Consider the following 15,551-nt stretch of genomic DNA (forward strand, 5'->3'; position numbering starts at 1 on the left):
AAACACATTTAAAGTTGTTGTAAAAAGACCAAAAAATGTGGTCGTAAATTTGAAAGGAAGGTAGAAGTAGACTTATTCCTGTATTTTCTCCAATTTTGCCAACTTATTGTCAATATCTAAATTATCGGATTGTAGTTGTATGATTTCGGCCGAATCACGATTATTTTTATTGTTATATTCGGGCTCCAGTGCATAGTATAAAACAGCCGAGGCTGCAAAACAAACAAAATACAATAAACTTTTTATTTTATAAGACATAGATTGGGGGGTATTAATAAAGGTCTGAAAGTAGGAAAAATATTAAATGTCAGAAAATAAATATTGTTAAATTTTACATTTAATCGTCAAAAGGTATCCGTTCAACGGAAAAATATGGGATTTAGACCTAAAAAATGGGCTATCGGTTAAGATAGCCCTATCCCTTTAAACATAATGTTACTTTTATAAAATCAGAGGTAGTCCTTAAATTATGATGAATCTAACTGTTGGGGTTTAAAATGAGTTCTATTTGTTCCACTGCATCCTGCAAATGATACTTGCTCATGGGATCCACTGTTCTATTGATCGCATTTTTTAGGTCTTTTCTAAGAATATTCAATTCCGCTCTGGCAATCGACCTTATATCTGACTGTCCAGTGTTAATTGGGGTGGATTTTTGATATCCTCCGGAATTTCCTTTTTTGGCATCATCTTCAGTGGTCAACAGGTAGCCCAATCTTTCAATATGCGCTTTTTGAAGATTTCTTCTATAGGTGTCAATTTTTCTCCCATTTCGTGTTTCGGACCATAACCCTTTTCTTAGATCGGTCATCATTTCCAAAAGGGAATAGGCGTCCTTGCCATTAGCAGTTTCGTTCTCGATCAATCTGGCCAATTTGCCCAAACTCAAAATATTATCCAGCGTTCTAACTTGTAGGCTTCTAATACGCTCTACGGAACCTGAATATTCTATTTTATTAAATATATTTGGAACAATCAGCCATTCCGGGGTTTGGAATAATTGTTCCTGCACAAATAGCAAGCAATTTTTTTGATGCTCCCTATCTACAGGAGTGTATACTGCCCCTTCCTGATCATAGGTCTTATATTGCTCATAGACGCCACCAATATTATTGCTGACATGGCCCATGTATCTATTAAATTGTGAAATTACCTGACCGTACATGGTGTTTAGATCGTCGTATTCCTTGCCTTTTTCAGCCGTCCATTCAATCAGTTTTGGAGTTATTCTTTTCAAATTTTCAATACCATAGGCACTAGCCTTTATGGCATTGTCACCCAAATCTTCGGTCTGCGAACTTGGGTCAACTACATCACCTACTTGTTGGTGGCCAAATCGGTATAATGGATCCCCTGAATGTTTTAGGATCCAGCTATCCAAGGTTTCCTTTTCCTCCTTGTCGGATTTGTCCAATATGGGGCGGTATCCCCAAGCAATGGCATATTTGTCATACACCCCAATCTCCGGCATAAGGGCTACACCCTCGTCCCCTGGTTGGGCTATATAGTTGAATCTGGCATAGTCCATTATGGAGGGCGCCGTGCCATATTTTTTGGTAAAGGAAGCAGAGCGGAGCGAATCAACAGGATAGGCTATACTACTACCCATATTGTGGGGCAACCCTAGGGTATGGCCCACTTCGTGCGAAGACACAAACCGAATTAGGCGGCCCATAACCTCTTCTTTAAAGGCAACACTCCTGGCATCGGGGTTAATGGCGGCCGTTTGTACAAAAAACCAATTTCTTAACAAGGTCATTACATTGTGGTACCAGTTGATATCGGATTCCAATATTTCACCAGTTCTGGGGTCGCTTACATGTGGTCCGTTGGCATTGGGAATAGGAGAGGCCAGATAGCGAACTACGGAATAACGTACATCCTCTGGTGACCATTCTGGATCTTCCTCAGGAGTTGGGGGATCTTTGGCCAAAATGGCATTTTTAAAGCCAGCAGCTTCAAAAGCGACCTGCCAATCCTCAATTCCCTGTTTTATAAAGGGTACCCAACTTTTTGGGGTGGCCCTGTCAACATAATATACAATGGGCTTTTTTGGCTCTACAAGTTCACCATTTTTATATTTTTCAATATCTTCATCCTTCACTTCCAGTCGCCAACGGTCAAGAAAACGCACCGTCTTACTTTCCTGTGCATCCAAGCCATAATCTACCTGGCCACGGGCAAACCAACCCACACGCTTGTCAAAATATCTGCGTTTCATGGGTTCTTCCGGCAGTAATATCATGGAGTTGTTTATTTCAATCGAAATAGAACCTAGGCTTCCATTGGAAGGAGGATTACTGGCCACATAGGTCTTTACATGTCTAGCCTCTATATTTAGGGGATAACTTTTTAAGGTACTGATATAACTTCTGGATTCATCCAATCGCGAAACCTTATATTCCTTCCTATAATGATCTGGCATGCCCAGGGCATTTACATCCTTCTCAAAAAGATCGTTCACTTGGATTACGGTAGCGGGATTCAAGCTATCTTTTTTAAATGCCTTTATATCGAATGAATACAGCACGGGTTCAAAATTGGAATTTACCACGGCTTCACTTACCGGTAGTGAATCGGCAGCAACAATATCATAGCTTACAACCCTAAGCAAGACTTTTTTTGGCAACTTTTCCCATCTAAGGACCTTGGTATTTATTTTTCCTCCTCCGAAGCCTATACCTGTAGCCGTTTTGGAAATTCTACTGACCATTAGCATTTCCTTGTTAAACAGGGAATCCGGTATTTCGTAGTAATGATTGTCATCTACTATATGTACATCAAAAAGACCTTTATCCGTTTTTGCATCTTTGGTGATTACCTTTTCATAGGATTCTATTTCTCCTTTTTTTGATTTTTCCTTGGTGTCGGAGGATTCGGCTTTTTTGTCCTTCTTTTTAAAGATTTGTGCTTCTGTTGTCTGGAAGCACCCTATAAGCAAAAATGTAAATAACGCTTTCGCGAGTAAATTTTTAATCATATTTCGGGCAATTTTTATAAATTCTTGTAATCTTTCAAAGAACTAAAAATAATTTAAATTCTGGAAGTGGATTTGGATTATTGCCCAATTACAAAATAATTAACGGAATTATAGGTCTTTCTTAATCTTAGGTCCCCTTATTCTTGCATTCTATCAGTAAAAAGAAAAAAAATTACAATTAGAGTGTAACATTTTTACCTATTACAAGTCTATTTGAATAGAGAATTTCTTTTAATAGTTTATTTGAATTTAGCATGTGTAAAGTCTTTGTGGGAACAAAGGCTTTACTTTTGTTAGGACTTTTCCGGTACTCATCGTCTAAATTGATCCTATAAACTAGAAGAGTAGGGGAATCACGAATTGGAACAATAGGATCAACAATACCACTGAGATAAGGTTAAGGACTATTCCCACCCTTGCCATTTGGTATACCTTTATATAACCACTGGCAAAAACTATGGCATTGGGGGGCGTGGCCATGGGCAACATAAAGGCGCAGCTACTGGCAATGGTAACCGGAATCAATAAATAGAGTAAAGGAACTCCAAGACCTATCGCTATACCTGCAACTACCGGAGCAAGCACTGCAACCAAGGCTACATTGCTCATTAATTCTGTCATAAAGAGCATTAATAGAATTAACAAGGATGCCGTAAATAGTATACTTATTTCGCTAGTGGAAATGGCGCTTGCCACCATATCAACAATACCACTTGTAGACATGCCTTCGGCCAAGGCCAGTCCGCCACCAAATAATATTAGAATTCCCCAGGCCAATTTTTCGGTATCGCTCCAGCCAATTATAAACTCACCCTTTTTAAGGTTAAAAGGAATCGCAAAAAGGGAAACCGCGGCTATCATACTTATGATAGTGTCCGATAATCCCAGGGATGGAAAAATACTGTTGATCAATGTTCTGAAAATCCATAGGAAAACCGTTATTCCAAAGATGGTGAGCACCATTTTTTCTTTGCGGCTCATAGGGCCCAATTTTTTTAATTCTTCTTGAATAATCTGTCTGGAGCCAGTAAATTTTAATTGCTTATTGGGAAAAAACCATTTTACTAGGACCAGATAACAAATGGTTACCATAATGATTGAAAATGGTAATCCAATAACCATCCATTTAAGAAAGGAGATTTCAATATTGTACTCGTTTTCCAGTAAACCAATTAAAATTGAATTTGGAGGGGTACCAATAACGGTTGCAATACCACCTGCGTTTGCCGAGAATGCGATTCCCAGCATTACATTGAGGGCAAAATTGCGATCATCCTTGGTGAAGCCATCCGCATCGTTTACCAACAGCCCAATAACGGACATGGCAATAGGGAGCATAACAACCGTACTGGCCGTATTGCTGATCCACATACTTAAAGCAGCAGTAGCAATCATAAATCCCAGTACTACCTTGTTCGGTGTTGTTCCCGTAATTCGTATGATGTTGAGGGCAATGCGTTTATGTAAATTCACTTTTTCCAGGGCCAAGGCCATCACAAATCCCCCAAAAAACAGAAAAATGATGGGACTTCCATAATTGGCGCCTACCTCGTTGATGGGCATGATCTTAAGTAGGGGAAACAAAATAAGGGGCAAAAGGGCCGCCACCGAAATAGAAACGGCTTCGGTAATCCACCAAACTACCATCCAAACCGCCACGGCGATTACGGCATCGCCTTTTTCGGAGACCAGGGTGTTGGGTAAATTTAGAAGAATAAAAAAGAAGATGGGGCCTAATAATAATCCTAATTTTTTGCTCAAATCCATATGGGAGGTTTATGGTGTTCTAAACTAGGTTATTTCTGGCAGTTATAAAAATGTAAACTGATTAGTAGTTTTAGTTTTAGCGCCTTTGATTCCAATTAGTTGAAAATCGACTCCAAGTTTATCAAATTTAGGTCTTTATCCACCGCACCGTAAAATGTTTTTATGACGAAAAGTTCACCTATGTTGGGGATCGTATCCTCAGTACGGTATCCGGCAACAAAGAATAATTTATTGTTTATTTCCAATATTTCAGGAATAAAGCTCCCCTTGTACTTTAGTTTCTTTATTTCCGCACCGGTAGGGTCGAATTTGCGCAAATAGCCATCGCCCGTTGAGATTACAAAGGAATCTCCTAAAGAGATCATTGCTTGGATATTATTATCCACATTAAAATAGTGGGAATTGATAATGCTTCCGTCCGAAGATGTAATGCTGAGCTCGCCATTACCGTAAGCGGCCAAGTTGCCGTTGGACAATTGTATTAAGTGATAGGTGCCATTTAAATGGTTGGCTTCGGTAATATGCCCCCCAAGTACGGAATTACTTAGGTCTACCGTTTTAGTAACGGCCAAATTAGTATCGAAAAACACAAGAAATGGGCTATAGTTGCTAATGAAGGGAAGGATAATGTTCTTGTTGAATGTGGCTCCAAAAGCTACATAGCCATTGTTTGTCTTGATCATATCTGCCAGCATGGCATTGTTAGACCCAATAGTTTTAAATTGGACATCAAAGGCATCGCCATTAGCATTTCTTTTTTCAATGACAGCTTTATATACACCATTGTCCTTTTGAGTTCCATAGAATATATAATTTACATCTTCTTTCAAATAACCATAAAGGTATTTGGTAGCAGAACTTAAAGTAGATGTTAAGCCCCAGCTGCTATTCATGGTTATTTCCCGGGATCCGTACAATTCGGGCAGGGTACGGGAAAAATGGATGTTCTTGTTGCCGTTGCCCAAGAAGTTGACATAAGCATTTTCCGTGTTGAATTGTTGGTCGGTAATATAATTGGAAGTAGGTATAAGGTTGATACCTAATTCTTTGTAGTAGAATTTTGGCACGGTCAGGTTTACCAGATCCTCGGTTTTTTCCAGATAGAAAATATTGCCATTATGCGGATTAAGACCCATCTCTATTGGTAACCCATTGTTTCCAAGGGGAATTTCGGGGAATAGGTAATAGGATTCCACCGGGGTTTCTACAAAAATTGTTTTGCTAAAGGTTTTACTGTGTTTTTGGTCATCGTAAACAACAAGGGTAATGGTGAAACTGCCACCCTCCTGATAGGATATAACGGGACTTTCCTGATTGCTGGTTTCATTGTTTCCGAAATCATAGGAATAGAGTACGGCACCTTTGGAACAATTGGTTATTTGTAAAGACTCCCCAATAGCTAAGGTATCTGTACTTAATGTAAAACAGGAGGTTAAATCTATTTCAGCTTCAGGAATGCCGCCTTCTCCATTGTTTTCCGTGGTACAGGAAAGCGTAAAAAAACACATAAAAATAATTGCGTAGAATTTTTTCATACTAAACAGATTTGGGATCCATTAGTATTAACGTGAAAATGACGCTCTTATTTCAGCATTTCGATGTAAACCAGTGTTTTAACGCTGACTGCACCAAGTTAGTGTCCAAACTAGTAAACTATGGAATCTGTGGCTATTTTAGGTAGGTCGTAACCTCCGTAATCCATAAACAATTCCCCTTCTTTGGGTTTGTCTATTTGATCCGGTTTTTTAATAGGTGTGTTGAACAGATATACAATCTGTAATTCTTTAAACTTTTTTAATTTTGGGAGATGTGCTTCTTCAAAATTTGTCCCCATAAGGTTCAAGTTTTTAAGATATTCCAGTTTTTCCAATGCCTCTATATTCTTTCCTGTTACCCCGGTATTGTCCAATTTTAATACGGTAAGGTGGGGCAAGGTGCTTATTTTTTCAAAAATGGCATCGGTAATCTGGGTTTCACCTAGATCAAGATAAACAACTTGACTCTTTACTGAAGATAGCAAATCAAAATCCTTATCGGAAAAGGAAGGTTTATTGATACAGGAGATTTTTATAAAATTACTTTCCTCACTTAAGCGTTCTACGTGAAAGCCCTTTTTCTTGAGAACTGCAATGGTATCCGTTGAAATTTCGGCAACCGCTACGTTGGGATAAGTATCGTCCTTGGCTTTTGGGAAGAAAGCTTGAATTGATTCTTTTTTTAAGCCTATTTCCCCAATGCTCTTGTTGAATGAATTGCCATTGGCTATCCAGATTTTTATAATATCCAATTCTTCCTTGGAGGGCTGATCCTTATCTTTTGGTGGCATATGGTCTTCATGGTCCAAAGGCAATATCAATCTGGCATAGAGGGAGCTTTTTTCCGGGTCGTTCGGCTCTATTATTAATCCGTCTTCCCCGCCTTTAAGGATGCCATTTTCTTCTTCCAATTGCAATTCGCCTTTTTCTTTTTTGGCATTATGACAGCTTACACATCTAGTGTTGAGGATGGGTTGTACCAAATCCGTATATAAAATTGCCTCTTCCCAATTCTCTTCTTCCAAAGTGGGCATTTCATAAACTTTCGGGCCAACACCCAAAAGGGATTTTATGCTGTTGGGCAGTGGTTCAATAAGGTAATCCGATCCGTGGGTAATATTTCCCCCAAGATGTCCGGTGAACGATATTAGAAATAATAGTGAGAACGAAAAAAGGACTACCGGTACTCGCTTTATAAAGTCGATTTTTGAGGGTGCTGTCAATCGAAGGTACATCAACAAAGAAAATAGGGCAGTAACAATGCCCAGCCATAAATGATATTTTACCGTATCAAAGGAATATCCTTCACCCTTATAAAGTAGATAACCACTAATACAAGCTATGGTTGCGAAAATAAATGCCCATTGAAACAGGATCCCAATTATTTTGGTCCATTCCTTATTCCTTCTATCATACCATTGCAATAGTAAGGCGGCAATAATGAATCCTATCGGTAAATGCACTACAAGAGGGTGTAAGCGCCCAATTAATTGTTGGATAACTTCCATGGATAAATTATTTGTTCAATTTTAGGCGTTCTTTTAGGGTCTCCATCATAAAAACATTGGCCTCCCATTGATCGGAAACTGGTACACGGGTATAGGGCAGGGTTGGCATATAATCTGCTGGACCAAATTCTGTGGTCACTGTTACAACACCGTTGTTTTCCTTCCAACCTTTCCTAATTACCTTTTCCCAAATTGCCATATGTCTTTCCAGGGCATTTTTCCATTCTGGGGCCTGGGGATCATTTACCTGCGGACCTTCGGCATAACCGATACGGGCGTGTATATGGTTGGATTTTTTTATTACTTCCTTTAATAATTCGTCCTTGCCCTGTAGTAATGACTCGTGGACTACCATCCAATGGCTAATGTCCAGGGTAAGCTTAAGATCAGGAATTAGGGCCAGATATTTGTTGGTATCCGGCAGGTTGTAACTAAAACGGCCCCTATGTGTTTCGTGATATACGGGAATATTGTGTTTGGCGCTTATGGTATTGGCCGCATCAATAAAGGCCTTGTTTTCTTCGGCCGTAAAAAAATCACTGCCGGTCTGACTATTGATCAGTACCGGTTTCCATAGCATTAAGGTCTCCAAAACACCTTTGTACTGTTCCAAACTCTCCTTAAAAGGCAGGCCCTTATTGGTGCCATGCAGTAGGTTTAATAGTAGATCATGTTTTTCCAAGGCGGCCTTCAAGGCTTCCTGTTTTTCGGATCCCGAAGGCAACCATAATTCTACTCCATCATAGCCGGAGGTCTTGGCCCGTTCGCAAAAGCCATCCAAGGACAATTGGTTGCCCCAATCGGTTTGAAAAAAAAGCACCTTTTCTTGACCATAGGAAAATAGTAGGGAGCCAAAAAGTATTATGAATAATCGCATTTTATTGGTTTGGTGGGTTTGTGTTTTAGGCAAGAATTTCGTGTATTACATGTCCTTCTACATCGGTAAGACGGAAGGGTCTTCCTTGAAAATCAAAAGTAAATTGTTCGTGGTCAAAACCTAGAAGGTGCATCATAGTGGCGTGAACATCGTGTACCGAGACCTGGCCTTCCAAAGCGGAAAATCCAATTTCATCGGTGAGGCCCCAACTGGCCCCTTTTTTTATGCCCCCTCCGGCCATCCACATGGTAAAGGCATCTCCGTGATGATCCCGGCCTTTATAGGCCATTTCCTGACCTTCCCGGTTTTCCTGCATTGGGGTCCGGCCAAATTCGCCTCCCCAGACCACCAAGGTCTCGTCCAGTAATCCCCTTTGTTTAAGATCCAGGAGTAGCGCGGACATGGGTCTGTCTATTTCTGTACATTTATTTCTGAGCCCTAGGTCTACTGCAGTATCGTGACCAGTTCCGTGACTGTCCCAGCCCCAATCGAACAATTGAACAAATCGTACCCCGTCCTCAACGAGTTTTCTGGCTAAAAGGCAATTGTTGGCAAAGGATTCCTTTCCGGGTTGTACCCCGTACATTTCCCTTATATGCTCTGGTTCATTGTTGATGTTCATTACCTCTGGTACTGCAGTCTGCATACGGTAGGCCATCTCATACTGATTGATTCTAGCCAAGATCTCTGGATCGGAATATTCGTTGAATTCTTTTTTGTTGATATTGTTTATAGCATCGATAGTGCTTTTTTTAAGATTTCGGGTAATACCTTTAGGGTCATCTATATAAAGCACTGGATCTCCTTTGGACCTACATTGGACCCCTTGGTAAACTGATGGTAAGAAACCGCTTCCCCACACACTTTTTCCGGCATCCGGTGTTTTGCCTCCGGAGGTAAGTACTACAAAGCCTGGTAAATTCTGATTTTCGGAACCTAGGCCATAGGTAACCCAGGACCCTATACTTGGTCTGCCCAATCTGGGGCTTCCCGTATGCATAAACAATTGGGCGGGCCCGTGATTGAATTGATCTGTATTTACCGCTTTAAGGAAAGCCACTTCATCCACTACTTTGGAAAAGTGGGGCAAGAAATTGGAGACCCAATTACCGGATTCTCCATGTTGTTTAAATTCCGCCTGGGGACCCAAAAGTTTAGGTGTTCCCCTAATAAAGGCAAATTTTTTGCCTTCCAACATGGATTGCGGGGTAACCTGTCCGTCCAGTTTTTGCAATGTAGGTTTGTAATCGAACATTTCCAACTGGGAAGGAGCTCCTGCCATATGTAGGTAAATTACCGATTTTACCTTGGCGGGGAAAGGAGGGGCCATGGAAGCCAAAGGGTTGATGTCCCTTTCCGTTAGGGCAATCTTAGCGGTATCCTTGTTGCCAAGAAAGGAATTACAGGACATAAAGAAGGAGCCTAGGGCCAAACCGCCCATGCCGGCAACGCAATCTTTAATGAAATGTCGACGGGTCTTCGCTTGAATTTCCCGTTGTAACTTTTCCTTTATTAATCGGTCCAAACTGTTCATAGCTACGATTTTGTTAAAAACTCATCCAAGTTCATGATGGCATTGGCCACTACGGTCAATGCTGCTAAATTGGCATCTGTATCGGTTTCAAAAGGAATAAATTCCTTGATATTCTTTGGTTTTTCCTGGAAATCGGAAAGGGAACTGTTGTATAGTTCCTTTAGGACATTTAGTTTTTCCTCTGTAATATCCGCCAAAACTGCTTTCCTGTAGCCATCTCGTATACTTTTGTCTACACCATTGCTCTGGCCCATAAATTTGGCCAAATGATAGGCAGTTTCCAGATATACGGGATCGTTTAGGGTAACCAAGGCCTGTAATGGGGTGTTGGTCACGGTTCTACGTACCGTGGATACTTCCCTACTTCCTGCGTCAAAAGTGAGGAAGGAGGGGTAAGGGCTTGTTCGTTTTAAATAGGTGTATACGGCCTTCCTATATTTGTCCTCCCCTTGGCTTTCCACCCAATTGCCGCCATTATATACCGTTTGCCAAATGCCATCCGGTTGTGGTGGCATAACACTTGGGCCGTACATTTTGGTGCTTAAAAGTCCGGATACTGCCAGGGCCTGATCGCGAATTTGTTCTGCTCCCAAGCGAATTCTAGGACCACGGGCATAGAGTCTGTTTTCCGGATCCAAATTGTATAATTTGGCATTGTTCTTAGAACTTTGCCGGTAGGTGCCACTCATTACAATATCTTTTACCAGAGCCTTTATGCTCCAATTATGCTCGTTCATGAATCTTAAGGCCAACCAGTCCAATAATTCGGGGTGTGTAGGCGGATCGGATTGTGATCCCATATCTTCCAAGGAGGCTACTATTCCCCGACCATAAATTTGTTGCCATACCCTGTTTACAAGGGTACGTGCCGTTAGCGGGTTCTCTTTGCTGACCATCCATTTGGACAATCCTAGCCTATTTTTTGGCCAGGCATCGTTCCAAGCATTGAGGCTTTGGGGAGTAGCAGGTTCTACGGTATCGGTTTTCATTAGCCAATTGCCCCGTTCAAAAACCTGGGTGGTCCTCTTTAGGTAATCAGGATTTTCTATGATGATGGGTAGTGTAGGGGTGTCGGCGTTCAACAGTTTCATAAAACTGTCATCAATTTGGGAGTATCCAGAAATGTTCTCAGCCTTTATTTCCGGGAGAAATGCAAACCATGAAATATAACTGGTAGGGCTTTTGGGAGAGATCTTGTCATTATTGGCTTCAATATATAAGTTTAATTTGTCGTTTGTTTTTTTGAAAGGGAACTTTTGAATTTCCCTGCCCTTGGTTTTGTTCGTTGTAAATTGTGCTAATATCTCTCCATCCGCATTGTCTTTTCTGACGGTTACTTTGGTGCCATCTATTCCTGAAGAGTACTTCAGGTACATATAATCGGCACCTTGGGTATAAACATCAGGGAGGTAGCAGGAGCCATTGTCCCTTAAGGCCAGCCATTTCGTGTCCGCCAAATTGCCATTGGTATAATTCTTGGCCAAATGGGCGTGGTAAATAGGTTCGGAATATTGTAAGAAATTGTTATAGGTTTTGGCAACTTCCTTATTCTCGTTTTTAGAGATCCATTGGTAAATCTTATCTACTTCCCCTTGTTGTTCCTCGGAGAAAAACCTTAAATTGGGTTCATCCTCCGATGTGTCTTCGTCCCTGGTATTGTTGAAAAATGCCATGAGGTTGTAATACTCTTTGTTTTTAAAGGGGTCGTAGGTGTGACTATGGCATTGTACACACCCAATGGTGGTGCTCTGCCATACTTCAAAGGTGGTGTTTACCCTATCGATTACGGAAGCTACCCTGAATTCTTCATCCTCGGTACCTCCTTCGTCATTGTTCATCGTATTTCTGTGGAAGGCAGTGGCGATCAGCTGATCGGCCGAGGGGTTGGGCAAAAGATCTCCGGCCAACTGCTCAATCGTGAACTGGTCGAAGGGCATATCCTGGTTCAAGGATTTTATGACCCAGTCCCTATATTGCCACATAGTCCTACCCATATCTTTTTCATAGCCTTTGGTGTCCGCATAACGCGCATGATCCAACCACCAACTGGCCCATTTTTCACCATAGGCATCACGGGACAATAATTCGTCCACCATATTTTCGTAAGTAATTTTCCCGGAGGTAAAATCATTAAATAAGGAATCGTCCGGTGGAAGTCCGGTAAGGTCCATGGACACTCTCCGTGCCAAAACGTTTTGCTCGGCAGGTGGACTAGGTTCCAAGTCGTTGTTTTCCAAGGTCCTTAAAATAAAGTGGTCTATGTCATTTTGAATAAATCCTTGAGAATCACCGGAAGAAATACCGGCCGATTGTGTTGCTTCCGGAATTTCCACTTTTTCAGGTAAGGTATAGGCCCAATGTTTGCCCCATTTGGCTCCCTGGTCTACCCACTTGGTCAACAGTTCTATTTCCTCCTCTGAAAGTTTCGATTTCTTATAGGGCATTCGCAGCTCCGGGTCGCTCTCGGTAAGGCGCTGTATAAAAGGACTTTTGGCGGCATTGCCGGGGATAATTGCGGGCTTTCCGGATTCGGTATTGGCAAAGGCTTCCTCTTCGAATAATAGACTGAAACCACCACTTTTTTTAACCCCACCATGGCAGGTAATACAGTTCTTGTTCAAGATAGGTTTTATATCCGCACTAAAATCTACGGTATCCGCAGGTTTAAGAAGGCTCCAAACGTAAATAACAAGCACAAGTGCCCCCACTATCAATAGGAATAAATATGCTTTATTTTTCATGCTATTATTTTTAAATGTTTGTTCAATATCAATGTTTTTAAATCCGCACCACTTATTTGAGGTATGCTAATATTAGGCAGTTGATCCAATAGTTCTCATGAATAATAATACTGCTTCATAAAATTAGGGGCAACCATCATCATGTTGATTAGTAATACTTTATTCTTCCACCTTGGTGGAAATGTATTCTTTAGTCCCCCAATACTCACTGTGCTTTAAGCACCAATCTCTTCGACATGCAATATGCCATTATTTAGGGTGATAAAACGGAGATATTTTCAGCAATTATATGGGAAATAATCTGCACTGGCTATCAAATGCTTATTATTTTTAGATATTTACTGTCAATACTTCAATTTATTCAGTCTAAACTTAATTTATATCGGAACAATACCCTTATAAAAGTAAGAAATTGAAAAGCTATTGTCAATACAATATTATGCCTTGGGCAGATGATGGTTATGGGGTACAAGAATTTAAGCGATTCTATTCCTCGAAGATAGAATCGCTTAAAAATATTGGAAGTTGTTGTTAGTTTCCTTGGAAATTATTTCTTTAAAAGCACCACTTTAGTGTCGCCCTCGGTGGCAACCTTGATCAACTCGTGCTTGGAAAGGGCCTTCATGGATTTATCCCATTTTTTGCCACTTAAGCCTGCTTTGGTCTTAAGTTCGTTTAACGCTAGTTTGCCTTCTGGTTTTAAAAGGGCAAGTATCTCTTTTTCTTCCTCGCTAAGTTCCAGTTGTTTCTTTTCTGGTCTCATTTGTGGAAAGAAAAGTACCTCCTGTATGGAAGCATTGTTGGTCATTAGCATAACCAAGCGATCAATACCTATGCCAATACCACTTGTAGGTGGCATTCCGTATTCCAAGGCTCTTAGGAAATCTTGATCAATGAACATGGCCTCGTCGTCGCCTTTTTCTGAAAGTTGAAGTTGTTCTTCAAATCTTTCACGCTGGTCAATGGGATCGTTCAGCTCGGAATAGGCATTGGCCAATTCCTTTCCATTCGCCATTAACTCAAAACGTTCGGTTAATGCGGGATTGTCCCTGTGCTCCTTGCATAACGGACTCATTTCCTTGGGATAGTCCGTGATAAAGGTGGGCTGTATATAGTGATGTTCGCATTTTTCACCGAAAATTTCATCAATGAGCTTCCCAACTCCCATGCTATCATCAACCTCAATATTTAACTTTTTGGCAACTTCCCTAAGTTTTACTTCATTCATTCCGGCAACATCAAAACCGGTATGGATTTTTATAGCTTCCAAAATGGGTACTCTAGGGTAAGGTGCTTTAAATTCTATCTCATTTTTGCCAACGGTTACTTTGGATGTCCCGTTGGAATCGATGGCTACTTTTTCCAAAAGCTTTTCGGTCATGTCCATCATCCAATTGTAATCCTTGTAGGCCACATAAAGTTCCATGACCGTAAATTCAGGATTATGGGTGCGATCCATACCTTCGTTCCTAAAATCCTTTGCGAATTCGTAAACGCCATCAAAGCCACCTACAATCAATCTTTTTAAGTACAGCTCATTGGCAACCCTTAAGTATAAAGGAATGTTTAGTGCATTGTGGTGCGTCATAAACGGACGTGCCGCAGCTCCTCCAGGAATGGGTTGTAGTATTGGGGTCTCCACCTCCAAATAGCCTGCATCGTTAAAAAACTGACGCATACTATTGGTGATTTTGGTACGCTTTATAAAATTTTTCTTAACGCTCGGGTTAACTACCAAATCTACATATCGCTGGCGATAGCGCAATTCTGGGTCGTTAAATTCATCAAAAACCTTACCTTCTGCGTCTACCTTTGGCAATGGCAATGGGCGCAAGGATTTACTTAGTAAAGTGAAATTCCTTACCATTACAGTTTTCTCCCCAACCTGAGTGGTGAAAAGCTCCCCTTCAATGCCAATGATATCACCAATGTCCAACAATTTCTTATACACATCGTTGTACAATGTTTTATCTTCTCCTGTACAAATTTCGTCCCTGTTAAAATAGACCTGTATACGGCCTTCGCTATCCTGTAGTTCGGCAAAAGAAGCCTTACCTTGGATTCTTCTGGACATAAGTCTTCCGGAAAGAACAACCTTTTTTCCTTCTTCATAATTCTCCTTGGCCTTTTTAGAAGTGCTGTCTACTGGGTATAGGGCGGCGGGGTAGGGGTCGATGCCCATTTCCCTTAACTTGCCAAGTTTTTCCCTTCTTATTACTTCTTGTTCCGAAAGCTGCATATACTTATAAATTAAGGCTGCAAATATAGGTACTCTGCGTTAATCTATCAATCCAAAAATCAGAATTGATAGTTTTGAAAACAGGGCACTCTAATTTTTTCCATTTTCCTGTAACAAACAGACTGTTTTTTAGTCTTAATAGTACACCTGTCCCGCAATGTGGCAGAATCAATTAAAATTCAAAAAAAATGGGCTGTTTTAGGGTCATATTGGCCATTGTTTTTCCGCCCTTGGCCGTAATAGGCAAGGGGTGCGGTTCCTTTATAATAGTTTTTCTGCTTACTCTTTGTGGATGGGTACCCGGTGTAATTGCCGCGCTGATTATCCTTAACAATCCAAACTAGGGTTTTGGGGTTTGGTTTATGAGTGG

At 40.9% G+C, this 15,551-nt stretch carries 10 protein-coding genes; 1 reads left to right on the forward strand and 9 read right to left on the reverse strand.

The genetic code is table 11. The annotated features are described in order from the left end of the window. Window positions 1-72 precede the first annotated feature (72 nt). From MWU82_RS19570 to lysS, 9 genes are all read right to left on the reverse strand, one after another. Window positions 73-258, reverse strand: coding sequence for a hypothetical protein (locus tag MWU82_RS19570; RefSeq protein ID WP_247097640.1), 186 nt, complete (start codon window positions 256-258; stop codon window positions 73-75). Between the two features lie 220 nt (window positions 259-478). Continuing rightward, window positions 479-2,980 (reverse strand): zinc-dependent metalloprotease, encoded by a 2,502-nt coding sequence (locus MWU82_RS19575; protein ID WP_247097641.1) that lies wholly within the window; start codon window positions 2,978-2,980, stop codon window positions 479-481. A 336-nt stretch (window positions 2,981-3,316) separates the two neighbouring features. Next, window positions 3,317-4,747: a DASS family sodium-coupled anion symporter gene (locus MWU82_RS19580; RefSeq protein ID WP_215949216.1), complete on the reverse strand. Its 1,431-nt coding sequence runs from the start codon at window positions 4,745-4,747 to the stop codon at window positions 3,317-3,319. 95 nt (window positions 4,748-4,842) lie between these two features. Continuing rightward, window positions 4,843-6,282, reverse strand: coding sequence for a PKD domain-containing protein (locus MWU82_RS19585; RefSeq protein ID WP_247097642.1), 1,440 nt, complete (start codon window positions 6,280-6,282; stop codon window positions 4,843-4,845). A 110-nt stretch (window positions 6,283-6,392) separates the two neighbouring features. Further along, entirely contained in the window at window positions 6,393-7,790 is a 1,398-nt protein-coding gene (locus tag MWU82_RS19590; protein WP_247097643.1) for a c-type cytochrome domain-containing protein, read from the reverse strand. Between the two features lie 7 nt (window positions 7,791-7,797). After that, entirely contained in the window at window positions 7,798-8,667 is an 870-nt protein-coding gene (locus tag MWU82_RS19595) for a TIM barrel protein (protein WP_247097644.1), read from the reverse strand. Between the two features lie 25 nt (window positions 8,668-8,692). Further along, a complete protein-coding gene (locus MWU82_RS19600) occupies window positions 8,693-10,201 on the reverse strand; it encodes a DUF1501 domain-containing protein (protein WP_247097645.1) in 1,509 nt (502 codons plus the stop codon). Window positions 10,202-10,203: 2 nt separating this feature from the next. Beyond that, window positions 10,204-12,942 (reverse strand): PSD1 and planctomycete cytochrome C domain-containing protein, encoded by a 2,739-nt coding sequence (locus MWU82_RS19605; protein ID WP_247097646.1) that lies wholly within the window; start codon window positions 12,940-12,942, stop codon window positions 10,204-10,206. 547 nt (window positions 12,943-13,489) lie between these two features. After that, window positions 13,490-15,181 carry a lysine--tRNA ligase gene (gene lysS / locus MWU82_RS19610; protein WP_247097647.1) on the reverse strand — a complete coding sequence of 564 codons (1,692 nt, stop codon included), beginning with the start codon at window positions 15,179-15,181 and terminating at the stop codon, window positions 13,490-13,492. A 188-nt stretch (window positions 15,182-15,369) separates the two neighbouring features. Here lysS and MWU82_RS19615 point away from each other — a divergent pair, with 188 nt between their 5' ends. Beyond that, entirely contained in the window at window positions 15,370-15,525 is a 156-nt protein-coding gene (locus MWU82_RS19615) for a YqaE/Pmp3 family membrane protein (RefSeq protein WP_187588110.1), read from the forward strand. Window positions 15,526-15,551 lie beyond the last annotated feature (26 nt).

The sequence above is a fragment of the Arenibacter sp. S6351L genome (assembly GCF_023016025.1).
Classification (GTDB): Bacteria; Bacteroidota; Bacteroidia; order Flavobacteriales; family Flavobacteriaceae; genus Arenibacter; species Arenibacter algicola_B.

Coding starts and splice junctions, on each gene's coding strand:
- MWU82_RS19595 (WP_247097644.1), bottom strand. CDS start 8,667: ATGCGATTATTCATAATACTTTTTGGCTCCCTACTATTTTCCTATGGT.
- MWU82_RS19590 (WP_247097643.1), bottom strand. CDS start 7,790: ATGGAAGTTATCCAACAATTAATTGGGCGCTTACACCCTCTTGTAGTG.
- lysS (WP_247097647.1), bottom strand. CDS start 15,181: ATGCAGCTTTCGGAACAAGAAGTAATAAGAAGGGAAAAACTTGGCAAG.
- MWU82_RS19575 (WP_247097641.1), bottom strand. CDS start 2,980: ATGATTAAAAATTTACTCGCGAAAGCGTTATTTACATTTTTGCTTATA.
- MWU82_RS19600 (WP_247097645.1), bottom strand. CDS start 10,201: ATGAACAGTTTGGACCGATTAATAAAGGAAAAGTTACAACGGGAAATT.
- MWU82_RS19615 (WP_187588110.1), top strand. CDS start 15,370: ATGGGCTGTTTTAGGGTCATATTGGCCATTGTTTTTCCGCCCTTGGCC.
- MWU82_RS19605 (WP_247097646.1), bottom strand. CDS start 12,942: ATGAAAAATAAAGCATATTTATTCCTATTGATAGTGGGGGCACTTGTG.
- MWU82_RS19570 (WP_247097640.1), bottom strand. CDS start 258: ATGTCTTATAAAATAAAAAGTTTATTGTATTTTGTTTGTTTTGCAGCC.
- MWU82_RS19585 (WP_247097642.1), bottom strand. CDS start 6,282: ATGAAAAAATTCTACGCAATTATTTTTATGTGTTTTTTTACGCTTTCC.
- MWU82_RS19580 (WP_215949216.1), bottom strand. CDS start 4,747: ATGGATTTGAGCAAAAAATTAGGATTATTATTAGGCCCCATCTTCTTT.